The organism is Mesorhizobium sp. M00.F.Ca.ET.216.01.1.1 (assembly GCF_004010325.2).
Taxonomy (GTDB): Bacteria; Pseudomonadota; Alphaproteobacteria; order Rhizobiales; family Rhizobiaceae; genus Mesorhizobium.
This window is the reverse complement of the sequence record NZ_SADR02000009.1, coordinates 23419-38872: the sequence shown is the minus strand read 5'-3', so window position 1 is coordinate 38872 and position 15454 is coordinate 23419. Positions and strand designations below refer to the sequence as shown.

At 64.0% G+C, this 15454-nt stretch carries 15 protein-coding genes; 6 read left to right on the top strand and 9 right to left on the bottom strand.

Annotation, left to right across the window (positions count from 1 at the left end; all coding sequences use genetic code 11):
* Positions 1-2: 2 nt before the first annotated feature.
* The 5 genes from EN859_RS13715 to EN859_RS13695 all read right to left on the bottom strand — a co-directional run bounded on the left by EN859_RS13715 (position 3) and on the right by EN859_RS13695 (position 4490).
* A complete protein-coding gene (locus EN859_RS13715) occupies positions 3-209 on the bottom strand; it encodes a hypothetical protein (protein ID WP_127853560.1) in 207 nt (68 codons plus the stop codon).
* Entirely contained in the window at positions 206-1156 is a 951-nt protein-coding gene (locus tag EN859_RS13710; RefSeq protein WP_127853561.1) for a carbohydrate ABC transporter permease, read from the bottom strand. Before EN859_RS13710 ends, EN859_RS13715 begins: the two co-directional genes overlap by 4 nt.
* A complete protein-coding gene (locus tag EN859_RS13705) occupies positions 1153-2121 on the bottom strand; it encodes a sugar ABC transporter permease (protein ID WP_189501950.1) in 969 nt (322 codons plus the stop codon). Before EN859_RS13705 ends, EN859_RS13710 begins: the two co-directional genes overlap by 4 nt.
* Before the next feature lie 90 nt (positions 2122-2211).
* Complete coding sequence (locus tag EN859_RS13700; RefSeq protein WP_127853562.1) at positions 2212-3543, bottom strand: ABC transporter substrate-binding protein; 1332 nt, start codon at positions 3541-3543, stop codon at positions 2212-2214.
* 257 nt (positions 3544-3800) lie between these two features.
* The gene (locus EN859_RS13695; protein WP_127853563.1) at positions 3801-4490 is read right to left on the bottom strand and encodes a PIG-L deacetylase family protein; all 690 of its coding nucleotides are present in this window, start codon (positions 4488-4490) and stop codon (positions 3801-3803) included.
* A 27-nt stretch (positions 4491-4517) separates the two neighbouring features.
* Between EN859_RS13695 and EN859_RS13690 the strand changes: the two genes are divergently transcribed.
* The 5 genes from EN859_RS13690 (at position 4518) to nhaA (ending at position 11477) form a co-directional block, all read left to right on the top strand.
* Positions 4518-5492 (top strand): DMT family transporter, encoded by a 975-nt coding sequence (locus EN859_RS13690; protein WP_245525562.1) that lies wholly within the window; start codon positions 4518-4520, stop codon positions 5490-5492.
* Positions 5489-8068: an ATP-dependent helicase HrpB gene (gene hrpB, locus EN859_RS13685; protein WP_127853564.1), complete on the top strand. Its 2580-nt coding sequence runs from the start codon at positions 5489-5491 to the stop codon at positions 8066-8068. Before EN859_RS13690 ends, hrpB begins: the two co-directional genes overlap by 4 nt.
* 61 nt (positions 8069-8129) lie before the next feature.
* Positions 8130-9455 (top strand): ActS/PrrB/RegB family redox-sensitive histidine kinase, encoded by a 1326-nt coding sequence (locus tag EN859_RS13680; protein WP_189501948.1) that lies wholly within the window; start codon positions 8130-8132, stop codon positions 9453-9455.
* 84 nt (positions 9456-9539) lie between these two features.
* Positions 9540-10103, top strand: coding sequence for an ActR/PrrA/RegA family redox response regulator transcription factor (locus EN859_RS13675; protein WP_127853566.1), 564 nt, complete (start codon positions 9540-9542; stop codon positions 10101-10103).
* A 177-nt stretch (positions 10104-10280) separates the two neighbouring features.
* Positions 10281-11477, top strand: coding sequence for a Na+/H+ antiporter NhaA (gene nhaA, locus EN859_RS13670; protein ID WP_127853567.1), 1197 nt, complete (start codon positions 10281-10283; stop codon positions 11475-11477).
* A gap of 45 nt (positions 11478-11522) precedes the next feature.
* On the opposite strand, the gene EN859_RS13665 is transcribed toward nhaA, so the two are convergent.
* Positions 11523-12023: an MmcB family DNA repair protein gene (locus EN859_RS13665; protein ID WP_189501946.1), complete on the bottom strand. Its 501-nt coding sequence runs from the start codon at positions 12021-12023 to the stop codon at positions 11523-11525.
* 313 nt (positions 12024-12336) lie between these two features.
* On the opposite strand from EN859_RS13665, the gene EN859_RS13660 reads away from it, so the two are divergent.
* The gene (locus EN859_RS13660) at positions 12337-12954 is read left to right on the top strand and encodes a L,D-transpeptidase (protein WP_127853569.1); all 618 of its coding nucleotides are present in this window, start codon (positions 12337-12339) and stop codon (positions 12952-12954) included.
* 103 nt (positions 12955-13057) lie between these two features.
* On the opposite strand, the gene EN859_RS13655 is transcribed toward EN859_RS13660, so the two are convergent.
* From EN859_RS13655 to trpS, 3 genes are all read right to left on the bottom strand, one after another.
* Positions 13058-13627, bottom strand: a complete 570-nt coding sequence (locus EN859_RS13655) for a NifU family protein (RefSeq protein WP_127853570.1) — start codon at positions 13625-13627, stop codon at positions 13058-13060.
* A gap of 142 nt (positions 13628-13769) precedes the next feature.
* Complete coding sequence (locus EN859_RS13650; protein WP_127853571.1) at positions 13770-14261, bottom strand: universal stress protein; 492 nt, start codon at positions 14259-14261, stop codon at positions 13770-13772.
* 101 nt (positions 14262-14362) lie between these two features.
* Entirely contained in the window at positions 14363-15430 is a 1068-nt protein-coding gene (gene trpS, locus EN859_RS13645; RefSeq protein ID WP_127853572.1) for a tryptophan--tRNA ligase, read from the bottom strand.
* Positions 15431-15454 lie beyond the last annotated feature (24 nt).

Here is a 15454-nt window from a genome sequence, read left to right as displayed (position 1 = left end):
GTCTACTCCGGAAACTTCGAGACGATGATGAACATCGCCGTGCCGGCCAGCATGGTGATGAAGGAATAGGTGTAGAGCGCCAGCGCGAAGGGCTGGAACAGCATCAGGAAACCGGTGGCGATGGTCACCGTCGCAATATTCTCCATCAGGCCGCGCCTGGCCCAGGCCGGCCAGCGCGATTTGCGTTTTGCGGGCCGGGTCAGGCTCATTTGCGCACCGCGCCGAAGGTGATGCCGCGCAGCAGCTGCTTGCGAAGCAGGATGGTGAAGACGAGGATCGGCACCAGAAAGATCGTCGTGCCTGCCGCGACGGCCGGCCAGTCCTGGCCGCCTTCGCCGATGATCGTCGGGATGAAGGGCGGTGCGGTCTGCGCCGTGCCTGACGTCAGGAGTGCGGCGAAGGCATACTCGTTCCAGGCGAAGATCAGGCAGAAGATGGCGGTCGCGGCGATACCGGTGGTCGCCTGCGGCAGCACGGTGCGCCAGAACGCCTGCAGCCGCGTGTAGCCGTCGATCATCGCCGCTTCCTCATATTCGCGCGGGATCTCGTCGATGAAGCCCTTCAGCAGCCAGACGGCGAGTGAAACGTTGACCGCCGTGTAGAGCAAGATCATGCCGAGCGCGGTGTCGGAAAGGCCGAGCTCGCGATACATCAGGTAGATCGGGATTGCGACCGCAATCGGCGGCATCATCCGCGTCGACAGGATGAAGAACAGGAGGTCGTCGGCCAGCGGCACCTTGAAGCGCGAGAAGCCATAGGCCGACAGCGTGCCGAGAAACACCGCGCAGAAGGTCGATCCGAAGGCTATGATCAGCGAATTGACGAAGCGCGGCATGAAGTTGGACGGGCCGGCGATCACCATGTTGCGCTTGCGCACTGTCTCGTCGCACAGGCCGGTCGCCGGTCCCAACGCCTTGATGTATTCCGGCGTCTGCCGCGTCCGCGTCGTGAACAAATTGCAGTAGCCTTCGAGACTCGGCTGGAACAGGATCTTCGGCGGATAGGCGATCGAATCCGGCGGCGTCTTGAAGCTGGTGGCGAAGATCCACAGCAGCGGCACGATCGAGATCAGCGCGTAGGCGACAATGATCGTGCCCGCGATGCGCCTCGATGTGGCGCTTGGGGCGACGACCGAATGGGCTGATGTCAGGCTCATCGCTGCTTCACCTTGTTGAGCGCCTTGACGTAGATGTTGGCGAGGCCGAACACGGCGACGAACAGGATGATGGCGAAGGCCGAGGAATAGCCCGTTCGCCAGCTTTCGAAGGCCTGCCGCTTCAGCGTGATCGAGGCGACCTCGGTGGTCGAGCCCGGCCCTCCGCCGGTCAGGAGGTTGACCATGTCGAACATCTTGAAATTCTCGATGCCGCGGAACAGCACCGCCAGCATGATGAAGGGCAGCGCCATCGGCAGCGTGATCGACCAGAACTGCCGCCAGTTGGAGGCGCGGTCGACCTCCGCCGCCTCGTAGATGTATTCGGGGATCGAGCGCAGCCCCGCGAGGCAGATCAGCATTACGTAAGGCGTCCACATCCAGGTGTCGACGATGATGATCGACCACGGCGCCAGCGACACGTTGGAGAGCATCTGGATGTTCGTCGGCGGAATGCCGCTGACGAACGAGACGGCATAGGCGAACAGCCCGATCTGCGGCTCGTAGAGGAAGCGCCAGAAATTGCCGACCACCGCCGGCGACAACATCATCGGCACCAGGATGATGGTCGTCCAGAAGGCGTGGCCGCGGAATTTCCGGTCGATCAGCCAGGCCAGCGTGAAGCCGATCAGCGTTTGCAGCAGGATGGTCCAGAAGACGAAATGCGCCGTCGTCTGCATGGCGATCCAGATGTCCTGGTCGCCAAGGATGCGCTTGTAGTTGGCGAACCCAAGGTTCTTCACCACTTCGTTGGGACGATTGGCACGGTAGTTGGTGAAGGAAAGATAGATCGCCCAGAACAGCGGGAAGATGTTGATGGCCAGCAGCAGCAGGATCGTCGGCGAGATGAACAGCCAGGCCAGCCCTTTGTCGCTGATGCCCCGGACCCTGCGGGCCAACGGCTCGGGGGTAGCCCGGGCAACGCTGTCCGCAGTCCGATTGAGCATGGTCAGTCCTGCTTCGGTCACTTGGGTCGTCTCGACGATGGAATTTATCTGAACTGCGTCCCGTGCCAAGGGGTGGCACGGGACGCTTGGGCCTAGCTCGGGAGGAGCCGTTCACATCTTGCCGTCGTCCTGGAACACCGCGGTCCAGTCCTTGACCAGGCCGTCAAGCGCATCCTTGCTCGAGCCCTGGCCGGCCACGACATAGTCGTGGAAGCGCTTCTGCGAAGCCTGCAGCAGCGGCGCGTAGCTGGGCTCAGCCCAGAAATCCTTCACGATGGCCATCGAGTCGAGAAAGGTCTGCGCATAGGGCTGACTGGCCGGGAAGCTCCGGTCCTTTACGACCGCGTTGAGACAGGAGTAGCCGCCGAGCGACCACCACTTGGCTTGCACGTCCTTGTTGGCAAACCATTTGATGTATTTGAGCGCGGCGTCCTGCTTGTCGGAATAGGAGACCACCGAGATGCCCTGGCCGCCGAGCTGGGCGAACTGGTCGCCGTCGGGACCCTTGGGATTGGCGAAATAACCGATCTTGTCGCCGCCGACATTCTCGTCCTTCTGCAGGCCCGGCCAGGTAAAGGCGAAGTTCATGTGCATCGCCACCTGGCCAGATTTGAAGGCATCGACGCCTTCGCCCATGTAGCTGTTGGACGCCCCGGGAGGGGTGCAGCAGTCATAGAGCGCCTTGTAGAACTCCAGGCCCTTCACCGATTTGTCGGAGTTGACGAAACCGTCCATCTCGTAGGGCTTGTCGGGATTTTCGTATTTGAAGCCGAAGCTGTAGAGCACGTCCATGGCGCCCATGGTGATGCCTTCGGAGCCGCGCTCGGTGTAGATCGAGGCGCCGTAGACCGTCTTGCCGTCGATCTCGCGTTTCTGGAAGAACTCGGCGACCTGCTTGAGCTGGTCGAAGGTCGCCGGCGCGGCGAGATCCCAACCATACTTCTCCTTGAATTCCTTCTGCAGTTCCGGCTTAGAGAACCAGTCCTTGCGGTAGGTCCAGCCGACGACGTCGCCCATGGCCGGCAGCGCCCAGTAATTCGGCGAGTTCTTCGGCCATTCCGAATAGCCGACGACGGTGGCCGGCACGAAGTCGTCCATGCTGATCTTCTCCTTGTCGAAGAAGTCGTTCAGCTTGACGTAGTGGCCGTTCTCGGCGGCGCCGCCGATCCACTGGCTGTCGCCGATGATCAGGTCACACAGCTTGCCGTGCGAATTCAGCTCGTTGAGAAAGCGGTCTGCATAATTGGTCCACGGCACGAACTCGAATTTCATGCCGATGCCGGTCTCTTTGGTAAAGTCCTTGGACAATTCCACAAGCGCGTTGGCCGGGTCCCAGGCTGCCCAGCAAAGCGTCAGGTCTTCCGCATGCGCAACGTTCGAGACGGCTGTCGACGCAAGCATCGCCGAGGTCAGTCCCAACGCCAGTTTCAAGGTCGATTTCATGCCTTCCTCCCATTTGCGAAACGCGTCCGGATGACGGTTTCAAGAGCCCGCAAAACCCCTCCTCCGGGGCCTAAACATGACGACGCGGTGGCGCACCGATGTTTAGTAATTTGTTTAGTGATGCAATTTTTACTAAACAAGGCAAGCGAATTCGTTGCTGCGCCGCAGCATGGCGCGGATGGCGGTGCTGGAAGGTGAAGCGCAGTGATACGGCCGTGACTGCCGGCCGGCGGAAGCTCAGTGCGTCGGTGGCCGGCTCATTTGACCACCTTGTTGCTAACCGTCACCGGCCGGATCGGCGGCGCAGGCGGCAGCAGGGCGCGGATGTCGGCGAAGGGAAAGACCGGCTCGAAGCGAAATGCCTCTGCAAGCGCGCCCGTCTCGCCATTGCATTGGCCGGCACGAAAGGCGTTCTGCGTCCGCGCCGCATCGACGAAACGTTCGGGATCCTGTGACTGGTGCGCCCGGATCGCCTTCGCCTTGAGATCGAAATGCCCTGACATATCGACATAGTGCGTCGGCGAAAAACCGGTGCCGCCGAGCGTATCGGCATGCAGGACCGGGACAGCGAAGGACGCCGCGATGCGCACGCCGTCCGACAGCGCGCGGTGGTCGCCATGATAGTCGTTCGGCGCATGGGTGATCGCCAGATCCGGCCTGATATCACCGATCAGCGCCTTCAGCGCTCCGATCAGGGCGGCATCGGCAACCAGCGCGCCGTCCGCAAAGTCAAGAAAGTGCGGCGTCACGCCAAGCAGGCTCGCCGCCGCCGTCGCTTCCTGGCGGCGCGCCCGGGCAAGTGATGCCGGATCGCCATGTCCGCCCCTGGCGCCATCGGTGGCTATCGCAAAAGTAAGTTCTGCGCCTTGCGCGGCATAAGCGGCCATCGTACCGAACATGAAGATCTCGATGTCGTCCGGATGCGCACCGAGCGCCAATATTCTCACTCTGCTCTCTCCCGGAAATGGAAACACGTGACGAACGGAATTCTGCTCGCCCTGATCGCCTATGCAAGCTATTCGTGCAGCGATGCCGTCGTCAAAAGCCTGGGCGGACAGTTGACGGTGTTCGAGATCGGTTTCTTCTCGATGCTGTTTGCCGGCTTCTTCCTGCTCTTCAGCCGGCCAGCCGGCGAACGCTGGCGCGATTTCTGGCGCACCAAGCGGCCCTGGGCAGTGCAGGCCCGCGCCTGGACAGGCATCGCCTCTGGTGTGCTCAGCGTCTATGCCTTCACCACCATTCCGCTGGCCGAAGTCTATGCGCTGATCTTTCTGGCGCCGCTATGCGTCACCATCCTCTCTACCGTCATTCTCAAGGAGAAGGTCGGCCCGTGGCGGTGGCTGGCGGTGGTCGCCGGCTTTGCCGGCGTCATGCTGGTCGTCAGGCCGGGCTTTCGCGAGCTGCATCTTGGCCATCTTGCCGCGTTCGGCGTTGCCTTTCTCGCTGCCGCCAGTGTTATCCTGATGCGCTCGCTTGCCGCACAGGAAAAGCGCACGACAATGCTCGGCGTGCTGATCGGCTATGGCCTGTTCTTCAACGGTATTGGTGCAGCAGTCACCTCGTTCTCGCTGCCGGACTTAAGACAGCTAGCCTGGCTGGTGCTGGCTGGCGCCTTCACCGCCGGTGGTCAGTTGCTGCAACTGCTGGCCGTCAAATACGCGCCCGCAAACTGGATCGCGCCGACGCACTATTCGCAGATCGTCTGGGCGGTGATCCTGGGCGCACTGTTCTTCCGGGAGTATCCGGATTCTCTGTCGCTGGTCGGGCTCGCCGTCGTCGGCGGCTCCGGCCTGCTGACCATGGTGCGCGAGGAGGCGAGGCTCGGCACCGTGCGCTGGAACCCGTTCTCGCGGACCCGGCTTGAGCCGGCCACGCACGCCGGTTGCGCGGCAACCGCGACCGCTGATATGCGGGCGCTGCGAATTGGCAGCGTATCCTTGAGACGATGACCAGAAAACCCTTGCCGGAGCTTCCGGTATCCGCCGTGCTGCCGGCGCTCGGTGAAGCGCTCGGCCAAGGCAACAGCGCCGTACTGGTGGCGCCCCCCGGCGCCGGCAAGACGACGCTGGTGCCGCTGGCGCTGCTCGACGCGCCCTGGCTCGGCCCGGGAAAGATCGTTCTGCTCGAGCCACGCCGGCTTGCCGCCCGCGCTGCCGCCCGCCGCATGGCCGAACTGCTCGGTGAAGAGCCCGGCGAAACGGTCGGTTATGCCATGCGCATGGAAAACCGCACTTCTGCGAAAACCAGGATACTGGTCGTCACCGAAGGCGTGCTCGCGCGCATGATCCTCGACGATCCGGAATTGCCCGGTGTCGCGGCGGTGTTCTTCGACGAATTCCACGAACGCTCGCTGGACGGCGATTTCGGCCTGGCGCTGGCGCTCGATGTGCAAGGCGCGCTGAGGCCCGATCTGCGGTTGCTGGTCATGTCGGCGACGCTCGACGGCGCCCGTGTCGCAAGATTGCTTTCCGGCGCGCCGGTGATCGAGAGCGAGGGCCGCGCCTTTCCGGTCGACATCCGCTACGACGAGCGGCCGGCCGGCGTTGCCATCGAGGACGCCATGGCCAAGGCGATCCGCTCGGCGCTTGCCGAGGAGAGTGGCAGCGTGCTTGCCTTCCTACCTGGTCAGCGAGAGATCGAGCGCACCACGGAACGGCTGCAAACCCGCATCGGCGCCGACACCGACATCGTGCCGCTCTACGGCATGCTCGACAACAAGGCGCAGGACGCTGCGATCAAGCCGCCGCCGCCCGGCCGTCGCAAGGTGGTGCTGGCGACATCGATCGCCGAGACCTCCATCACCATCGACGGCGTGCGTGTCGTCATCGATTCCGGTCTGTCGCGACTGCCGCGCTATGAGCCGGCCAGTGGCTTGACGCGGCTGGAGACGGTGCGCGTTTCCCGCGCCTCTGCCGACCAGCGCGCCGGCCGCGCCGGGCGCACCCAGCCGGGCGTCACCATCCGACTGTGGCGGGCCGAGCAGACAGCGGCGCTTCCCGCCTTCACCCCGCCAGAGATCCTCGAGGCCGACCTTTCCGGGCTGATGCTTGATTGCGCGGCCTTCGGCGTCGCCGATCCGATGAGCCTTTCCTTCCTCGATCCACCGCCAGCCCCCGCGCTCAACGAAGCAAGGGCGCTGCTTCATGCGCTCGACGCGATCGACGAGGCAGGGCGCTTGACCGAGGCAGGTGCTGCGATGCGCAGACTGGCGCTGCCGGTGCGGCTCGCCCATATGGTGGCCGAAGCAGCAAAGGCCGGCCAGGCGCTCGAAGCAGCCATGCTCGCCGTGCTGCTCACCGAACGCGGCCTTGGCGGCGACGGCGCCGACCTCGAACGGCGGCTGATGCGGTTTCGCACCGAGAGATCGCCGCGCGCCACCGCCGCGCGGCAGCTTGCCGAGGGGCTGGCAAAACAGGCCTTACCCTCCTCCTTGAGGGGAGGGTCGCTCCGCGAAGCGGAGCGGGGTGGGTTGGGATCGGGCACGCCATCGCCGACCCCACCCCGTCTCTCTCGCTTGGCGCCAAGCACGTTCGCCGACCCTCCCCACAAGGGGGAGGGTAAGGCCGCCGGCACCCTTCTCATCCACGCTTGGCCGGATCGCGTCGCCAGGGCGCGCGGCGAGCGCGGCCGCTTCGTTCTGGCCAACGGTTCGGGCGCCATGCTCGTCGCCGCCGATCCGCTGGCGGGCGAGACCTGGCTCGTCGTCGCCGACCTGCAGGGCAAGGCGCAGAACGCCCGCATCACTGCAGCGGCTGCGATCGCAGAAGCCGACATTCGCGCAGCACTTGCCGACAGGATCGAGACCCGCCGCGAAACGAGCTTCGACCGCGACCGGCGTGCGGTGCGCGTGCGCGAAACCGTTCGCCTCGGCGCCATCACGCTGTCCGAACGCATGTTGCCGGCGCCGGACGGCGCCGATGCGGATCTTGCCATCCTCGACGCCTTGCGTGAGCACGGGCTGTCGCTGCTGGAGTGGAGCAAGGAGGCGGAGACGCTGCGCCAGCGGCTCGGCTGGCTGCATCGCGGCCTCGGCGCACCCTGGCCCGACGTTTCCGACATCGCACTTCTCGACCACCTCGACGATTGGCTGCTGCCTTTTTTGGGTGGCGCAGCTTCCTTTTCGGCGATCGATCCCGGCACACTTTCGGCCGGCCTCATGACATTGGTGCCGCATGACCTGCAGCGCCGGATCGACACATTGGCGCCGACCCACTTCGACGCCCCATCGGGCAGCAGGGTACCGATACGCTACGATGGCGAATGGCCTGTGCTGGCAATCCGCGTCCAGGAACTCTTCGGTCTCGACCGGCATCCCGCTGTCGCCGGCGGCACCGTGCCGCTGACGCTCGAGCTTTTGTCGCCGGCGCACCGGCCGATCCAGACGACGCGCGACCTGCCCGGCTTCTGGCGCGGCTCCTGGGCCGATGTGCGGGCCAACATGCGCGGCCGCTATCCCAAGCATGTCTGGCCAGAGAACCCGCTGCTGGCTGCCGCCACCAGCCGCGCCAAGCCGCGCGGCACCTGATGCCTGGAGATAGAAACATCATGGTCTACCCCCGGCCGTTTCCCGGCTATAATCCCTGGCCATGATCAACATCCTCAACGCGCCAGACTTCCAGCAAAGCCAGCGGCTGCGCCTCAATACGCTGATCAGGCTGCGCTGGCTTGCCGTCGTCGGCCAGAGCCTGACGGTGCTTGGCGTTGCCTATGGCCTGAAATTCCCGCTGCCGGTCAGCGTGTGTTTCGCGCTGATTGCCTGTTCGGCCTGGATGAACCTGTTTTTGACCTTCCGGTTTCCGGCGGCGCATCGGCTCACCCCGCTGCCGGCGTTCGCGATCCTGACCTTCGACAGTCTGCAGCTTGCTGGCCTGCTCTACATGACCGGCGGCCTCACCAATCCGTTTTCGGTGCTGATGACCGTGCCTGTCGTCATCTCGGCGACGTCGCTGCCGCTGCGGCTCACCGCCATCCTCGGCGCGCTGGTGATCTCGGCGGCGACCTTGCTGGTGTTCTTCCATCTGCCGCTGCCCTGGTATGAGGGTGCGCCGCTGACGATGCCGTTCATTTATGTCGCCGGCATCTGGATGGCGGTGTTCTCCTCGATCGCCTTCACCGCGATCTATGCCTTCCGGGTGGCCGAGGAAGCGCGCTTGCTCGCCAACGCGCTCGCCGCGACCGAACTGGTGCTGCAGCGCGAGCAGCATCTTTCGGCGCTGGACGGCCTCGCCGCCGCCGCCGCGCATGAGCTCGGCACACCGCTCGCCACCATCACGCTCGTTGCCAAGGAGATGGAGAAAGTGCTTGGCGAAGACCCTAAATACCGCGAGGATGTGACGCTGCTGCGCTCGCAGAGCGAGCGGTGTCGCGAAATCCTCAAGCGCTTGACCAGCCTGTCGACAGAGGGTGAGGCGCATCTCTCCCGCCTGCCGCTGACCTCGCTGGTCGAGGAGGTGACGGCCCCGCACCGCGATTTCGGCATCTCGATCAAGCTTCGGCCCGGCGAGCGCGTCGGCCCGGAACCGGTAGGGCGGCGCAATCCCGGCGTCATCTACGGCCTCGGCAACCTGGTCGAGAACGCCGTCGACTTCGCGCGCGAGAGCGTCACCGTGAGCTGGAGCTGGGACGATGCCGCCGTCACCTTATCGATCATCGACGATGGGCCGGGCTTTCCGCCTGAGATCATCGACCGCATCGGCGAGCCCTATATGTCGACGCGCCAGGGTACCGAAGCTGGCGGCGGCCTGGGCCTGGGTCTTTTCATCGCCAAGACCTTGCTCGAACGATCCGGCGCCACGCTCGATTTTCGCAACTCGAGCGGGCTGGGCGAGGGCGCCGTCGTGCAGATATCGTGGCCGCGCAGCATGTTCCTTAACCCTGAATCGACTTCGGCCACCATGTTTGACACGGCTTGAGGTCTTGTTGGAGGCGGCAAAATTGGACAACGGCGCTGCGGAACTGTATCTGCGTAAAATTAAGGCAGTAGGAATTTCATGACGATGAGTGGAGACGAAGCGACTGGCGCAATGATTGAAGGCGAGGACACCTCGCTGCTGATCGTCGACGACGACAAGCCGTTCCTTACGCGGCTTGCGCGCGCCATGGAAACCAGGGGGTTCGTGGTCGAGACGGCCGAAAGCGTCGAGGAGGCGGTGGCCAAGGCGCGTGCCAATCCGCCCGCCTATGCGGTGGTCGACATGCGGCTCGCCGACGGCAACGGCCTCGACGTCGTCGCCGCCATTCGCGAGAAGCGCGACGATGCCCGCGCCATCATCCTCACCGGCTATGGCAACATCGCCACCGCGGTGACGGCGGTGAAGCTTGGCGCCATCGACTATCTGTCGAAGCCGGCCGACGCCGACGACATTTTCGCCGCACTCACCCGCACGGCGGGCGAACGTGCCGCACCGCCAGAGAATCCGATGTCGGCGGATCGCGTGCGCTGGGAGCATATCCAGCGCGTCTATGAAATGTGCGACCGCAACGTCTCGGAAACCGCGCGCCGGCTCAACATGCATCGCCGCACGCTGCAGCGGATTCTCGCCAAGCGCGCCCCGCGCTAGCGCGTGGTTCCCAGCGAAATCGGTTTTCGCTGCGGATCGTGCGCGAAATCAAAGTGCTACAGCATCCTTTGCGCGTCCCAACGGAGCGCGGCGCTGTGGAGGCTTGCTCCGCCGCCGGTGTTTGCGCATCATCGCACGCAACGAAGACGGCCTGCCGGCCGACGGGACGGAGACGACATGCAGGACGAGAAGCAGCGGCCGGTCTCCGTCTTTCGTGAATTCCTCGATGGCGAGGCGGCCGGCGGCATCATCTTGATGGCAGCAGCAGCGTTGGCCTTGATCGTCGCCAATTCGCCGCTGGCCGAAACCTATTTCTCCACTCTCCATGCCTATCTGGGACCGCTCAGCGTGTCGCACTGGATCAATGACGGCCTGATGGCGGTGTTCTTCCTGCTGGTCGGCCTGGAGATCAAGCGTGAGATGCTTGACGGCCAGCTTTCGACCTGGCCGCGGCGCGTCCTGCCCGGTATCGCCGCTGCCGGCGGCATGGCGGTCCCGGCGCTGGTCTATGTCGCCATCAACCGCAACAATGCCGCCGCTCTGTCCGGCTGGGCGATCCCGACCGCCACCGACATCGCCTTCGCGCTCGGCGTGCTGTCGCTGCTTGGCAACCGCGTGCCGGCCTCGCTGAAGATTTTTCTCACCGCGCTCGCCATCATCGACGACCTCGGTGCCGTCCTCATCATCGCGCTGTTCTATACCAGCGGCCTGTCGCTCGCCTATCTCGGCGCTGCTTTTGCCGTCATCGCCGTGCTCGTCATGCTCAACCGCATGCGCGTGCTGACGCTGGTGCCCTACATCGTGCTCGGCGTCGTTCTGTGGGTGCTGGTGCTGAAGTCGGGTGTCCATGCCACGCTGGCCGGCGTGGCGCTGGCGCTTACCATCCCGCTCGAACGCTCCGCCGGCATCGGCCACGACCTGGAGCATTCGCCGCTGCACCGGCTCGAACACGGCCTGCACAAAATAGTGCCCTTCCTCGTCGTCCCGATCTTCGGCTTTGCCAATGCCGGCGTCTCGCTTGCCGGCCTCAGCACCGCGGCTCTGATCGAGCCGCTGACGCTGGGCGTCGCCGCCGGCCTGGTCGCCGGTAAGCTGGTCGGCGTGTTCGGCTCTTCTGCGCTTGCCATCCGGCTCGGCCTTGCCGACCTGCCGGTAAACGCCGGCTGGCCGCACATGATCGGCATCTCGCTGCTCTGCGGCATCGGCTTCACCATGAGCCTGTTCATCGGCCTGCTCGCCTTCGCCAGTGACGTGGCGCTGCAGGACGCGGTCAAGGTCGGTATCCTCGCCGGGTCTTTCATCGCCGCCATCCTCGGCGCCGCCGTGCTGCTCATGGCGCCGGCCGCAGATGGGGCGGACGAGGGTGAAGAGTAGAATTGCCATTTGACGCTGGCGAACGCTGAACCGAAGCACCCGAACCTACTCGCTCTCATCGTCCAGCGCCGGCACCGGGACGCCGGCGAGTTCGGCCGCCAGCAGCCGCGAAGCGCCGGCCCGCGCGATCCTCAGCATCAGCGCCTTGCGCGTTGCCGCCGCCATGCGGTGCTCGGGCGCTTCGCGCAGGATCTCGGCGCCATAGCCGTCGGAGAGGATGAAGCCGCATTCCTCCGGAAAGATTTCCGAGGGTACGCCGGGATGGGTGGCGAAGAAGAAGCGGTCGGAATGCAGCCGGTAGTCAGGCCATTTGCGGTCGACCCTGAAATCCTCGATCGACGACTTGATCTCGATGATCCAGATATCGCCCTGCCGGGTCAGCGCGACGAGGTCGGCACGGCGGCCGGTAGCCAGCGACAGTTCGGGCAGCACATGCGCGCCCATTTCCATCAAAAGCCGCTGCACGCCGCGCCGCACCAACAGCGCACGCTCCGACTGGCGGCCGTCGATAAGAGGGTTGATGGGTAGAGGCGAAATGATTGGCATGGCGGCTACCATGCCAGACTTTGTTCACGGTTTGAACCCGTTTTCTTGGATCGGGTTCATCGCACCCGAATGCCGTCTTCGCGAACGCCATTGTCGCGTCCGGTCGGCGGCCATTGAAACCGCCCCATTGAATTTGCTTCACAATCCTGTCGGGCGTGTTGCCGAAATGCCATAGTCGCGGGCTTACCGGCGTGCAAGCCCCTGCATGTAGGCATCGCCCGCTTGGCAAGCAAAGAAAATGCCAGCATGAATAATGGCAACAAAAGCGGCTGACTCGTGTCGCTACATCTCAGGCGGGGCATCGGAACTATTCATGCGCGTGAAGTCATTTGCAATCGTCGCGGCTCTCGCGCTGTCGACCGCGATCGCCGGGTGCAGCACCATCGGCTCGCAGATGTTCTCCAACAATTATGGCGCGATGACCGATGCCGGCTATCAATTGCCGCGCATCCCGATCGAGAAGGTGCCGGCGAAGTATCGCCGGCAGACGGTGCGCTACGACACCAAGGAAAAGCCGGGCACCATCATCGTCGATACGCAGAACAAATTCCTCTACTTCGTCATGGCCGACGGCGAAGCGATGCGCTACGGCATTGGCGTCGGCCGCGAAGGCTTTGAATGGCACGGCACCGCCCATATCGCGCTGAAGCGCGAATGGCCGACCTGGACGCCGCCCTCGCCGATGATCAAGCGTCAGCCGGAGCTTGCCAAATTCGCCAGCGGCATGGAGCCGGGCCTGAAGAACCCGCTCGGCGCGCGCGCCATGTATCTGTTCAACAAGGGCGGCGATATGGGCTACCGCCTGCATGGCAGCCCGGAATGGAACTCGATCGGCAAGGCGATGTCGTCGGGCTGCATCCGGCTGATGAACCAGGACATCATCGACCTCTACGACCGCACATCAGTCGGCGCCAAGGTCATTGTCTTGTAAAACCTTTCATACGCGGACCGTCCAGGCAACAACGGACGTCCCAAACAGAAAACCGGGCACTTTGGCCCGGTTTTTTGTTGGCTGCTTGAAAGAGAACTGGCGCTTAAGAGACCTGCTCGACATGCTGTACTTCCGGCACGAAATGCCGGAGCAAGTTCTGGATGCCGTGCTTCAGCGTCGCCGTCGATGATGGACAGCCGGCGCAGGCGCCCTTCATGTGCAGGAACACCGTGCCGTTCTCGAAGCCGCGGAAGGTGATGTCGCCCCCGTCCTGGGCAACTGCAGGGCGTACCCGCGTGTCGAGCAGTTCCTTGATGGTGATGACAAGTTCCTCGTCGGCCTTGTCGTAGAATTCGCCGGTCTTGCTGGTTTCGGCGGCGGGGCCGGCATTGGCCATCACCGGCGCGCCCGACATGAAATGCTCCATGATGGCGCCGAGGATCGCCGGCTTCAGATGCTGCCAGTCGGGGCCGTCCTTGGTCACGGTGACGAAGTCATAGCCGAAGAAGACGCCGGTGACGCCCGGGATATCGAACAGCCGGCCGGCCAGCGGCGAGGCCGCGACAGCACTCTCGGCATCGCGGAAATCGGCGGTGCCCTGGCGAAGCACTTCCTTGCCGGGCAGGAATTTCAGCGTCGCCGGGTTTGGCGTCGATTCGGTCTGGATGAACATGGCCGTCTCCATGCCCGTAACGGGCAGATAGTTTGGAACAATTCTAAATAGGCTCTATCGGTTGGACATTCAAGCGAAACGCGTTGCCGGAAGGGCTTGCCAGCGGAATGTTTTGCCGAGGAAAAATCGATCCTGTGCAGGCTCAGGCCAGGCTGTCGATCTCCTCGTCCGAAAGGTTCTGCGGCACCACAGTGACCGGGATCGGGAAAGCGGCGCCCTTGCCGGCCACCGCGCCGACCAGCGGACCCGGGCCTTCCTTGCCGGCGCCGGCCGCCAGCACCAGAATGGCGATATCCTGGTCCTCTTCGATCAGCTTGTGGATCTCGTCGGTCGGCTTGCCTTCACGCACCACCAGTTCCGGCTCGATGCCGAGCTTCTGGCGCACCTTGTTGGCATAGCTGTCGAGTGCGGCACGCGCCGTGGCGGTCGACTCCTCGCGCATGATCTTCTCGACGCCCAGCCAGTGCTGGAAATCGTCCGGCTCGATCACATAGAGCAGCACCAGCACACCGTTCGTGCTCTGCGCCCGCTTGGAGGCGTAGGCGACGGCGCGCTCGCATTCCGGCGTGTCGTCGATGATCGCCAGGAACTTGCGGCGGTGGCCGGCTTCGCGGCTAAGGCGTTTGGAGACCATATTCTACCTGTCCGATGGTTTCGGCCGCAATCTGCCACCGCCACAGACCGGCCGCAAGCGACCGGCGGGTGTGGTGGTGTTGGTGCAGATCAGTTCAAAGATCAGCCCTGCAGCAGGCCGATGATGTCGCGCACGGTCTTCATCGTCGCTTCGGCCAGTGTGCCCGCGCGCTCGGCGCCATCCCGCAACACCGCGTCGACATAGGTGCGATCGTTGGAAATGCGACGCATTTCGCCGGCGACCGGCGCCAGCTTTTCCACCGCGAGGTCGGCCAGCGCCGGCTTGAACACCGAAAACTGCTGGCCGCCGAATTCCTTCAGCACGTCCGCCTTCGATATCTCCGCAAGACCGGCATAGATGCCGACGAGGTTTTCCGCCTCGGGCCGGCTGACGAGGCCGTCCAACTCGCCAGGCAACGCCTCGGGGTCGGTCTTGGCCTTGCGGATCTTCTTCGAGATGGTGTCGGCATCGTCGGTCAGGTTGATGCGCGACAGGTCCGACGGATCCGACTTCGACATTTTCTTCGAGCCGTCGCGCAGGCTCATGATGCGCGCCGCCGGCCCGCCAATGATCGGCTCGGTCAGCGGGAAATAGCCGTTCACTGTCTCCTCGCCGACTTGCATCTCGATGCCGACGCCGAGTGCGGCGATGCGATCGGAAAAGTCGTTGTTGAACTTTTGCGCGATGTCGCGCGTCAGCTCCAGGTGCTGCTTCTGGTCGTCGCCGACCGGCACATGGGTGGCGCGGTAGGCGAGGATGTCGGCAGCCATCAGGCTCGGATAGGCAAGCAGGCCGAGCGAGGCGTTCTCGCGGTCCTTGCCGGCCTTGTCCTTGAACTGCGTCATCCGGTTCATCCAGCCGATGCGCGCCACGCAGTTGAAGATCCAGGCGAGCTCGGCGTGCTGCATGACCCGCGACTGGTTGAAGACGATGTGCTTCTTCGGGTCGATGCCCGACGCAAGAAACGCCGCGGTGATCGAACGCGTCTGGTCGGCGAGGTCCTCATGGACGAGCTGCGCGGTCAGCGAATGAAGGTCGACGACGCAATAGATGCAGTCGGAAGTTTCCTGCAGGGCGACGAATTTCTTGATGGCGCCGAGATAGTTGCCGAGATGCAGATTGCCGGTCGGCTGGACGCCGGAAAAGACAAGCGGTTTGAAGGCGGTCATGATGTCCTCATGGCTTGTGGAGGG

What these genes read in the sequence shown, in the direction of transcription:
- EN859_RS13655 (WP_127853570.1), bottom strand. Translation starts at nt 13,627, where the DNA reads ATGTTCATCCAGACCGAATCGACGCCAAACCCGGCGACGCTGAAATTC.
- EN859_RS13700 (WP_127853562.1), bottom strand. Translation starts at nt 3,543, where the DNA reads ATGAAATCGACCTTGAAACTGGCGTTGGGACTGACCTCGGCGATGCTT.
- EN859_RS13680 (WP_189501948.1), top strand. Translation starts at nt 8,130, where the DNA reads ATGATCAACATCCTCAACGCGCCAGACTTCCAGCAAAGCCAGCGGCTG.
- hrpB (WP_127853564.1), top strand. Translation starts at nt 5,489, where the DNA reads ATGACCAGAAAACCCTTGCCGGAGCTTCCGGTATCCGCCGTGCTGCCG.
- EN859_RS13665 (WP_189501946.1), bottom strand. Translation starts at nt 12,023, where the DNA reads ATGCCAATCATTTCGCCTCTACCCATCAACCCTCTTATCGACGGCCGC.
- EN859_RS13650 (WP_127853571.1), bottom strand. Translation starts at nt 14,261, where the DNA reads ATGGTCTCCAAACGCCTTAGCCGCGAAGCCGGCCACCGCCGCAAGTTC.
- EN859_RS13710 (WP_127853561.1), bottom strand. Translation starts at nt 1,156, where the DNA reads ATGAGCCTGACATCAGCCCATTCGGTCGTCGCCCCAAGCGCCACATCG.
- EN859_RS13675 (WP_127853566.1), top strand. Translation starts at nt 9,540, where the DNA reads ATGAGTGGAGACGAAGCGACTGGCGCAATGATTGAAGGCGAGGACACC.
- nhaA (WP_127853567.1), top strand. Translation starts at nt 10,281, where the DNA reads ATGCAGGACGAGAAGCAGCGGCCGGTCTCCGTCTTTCGTGAATTCCTC.
- trpS (WP_127853572.1), bottom strand. Translation starts at nt 15,430, where the DNA reads ATGACCGCCTTCAAACCGCTTGTCTTTTCCGGCGTCCAGCCGACCGGC.
- EN859_RS13715 (WP_127853560.1), bottom strand. Translation starts at nt 209, where the DNA reads ATGAGCCTGACCCGGCCCGCAAAACGCAAATCGCGCTGGCCGGCCTGG.
- EN859_RS13660 (WP_127853569.1), top strand. Translation starts at nt 12,337, where the DNA reads ATGCGCGTGAAGTCATTTGCAATCGTCGCGGCTCTCGCGCTGTCGACC.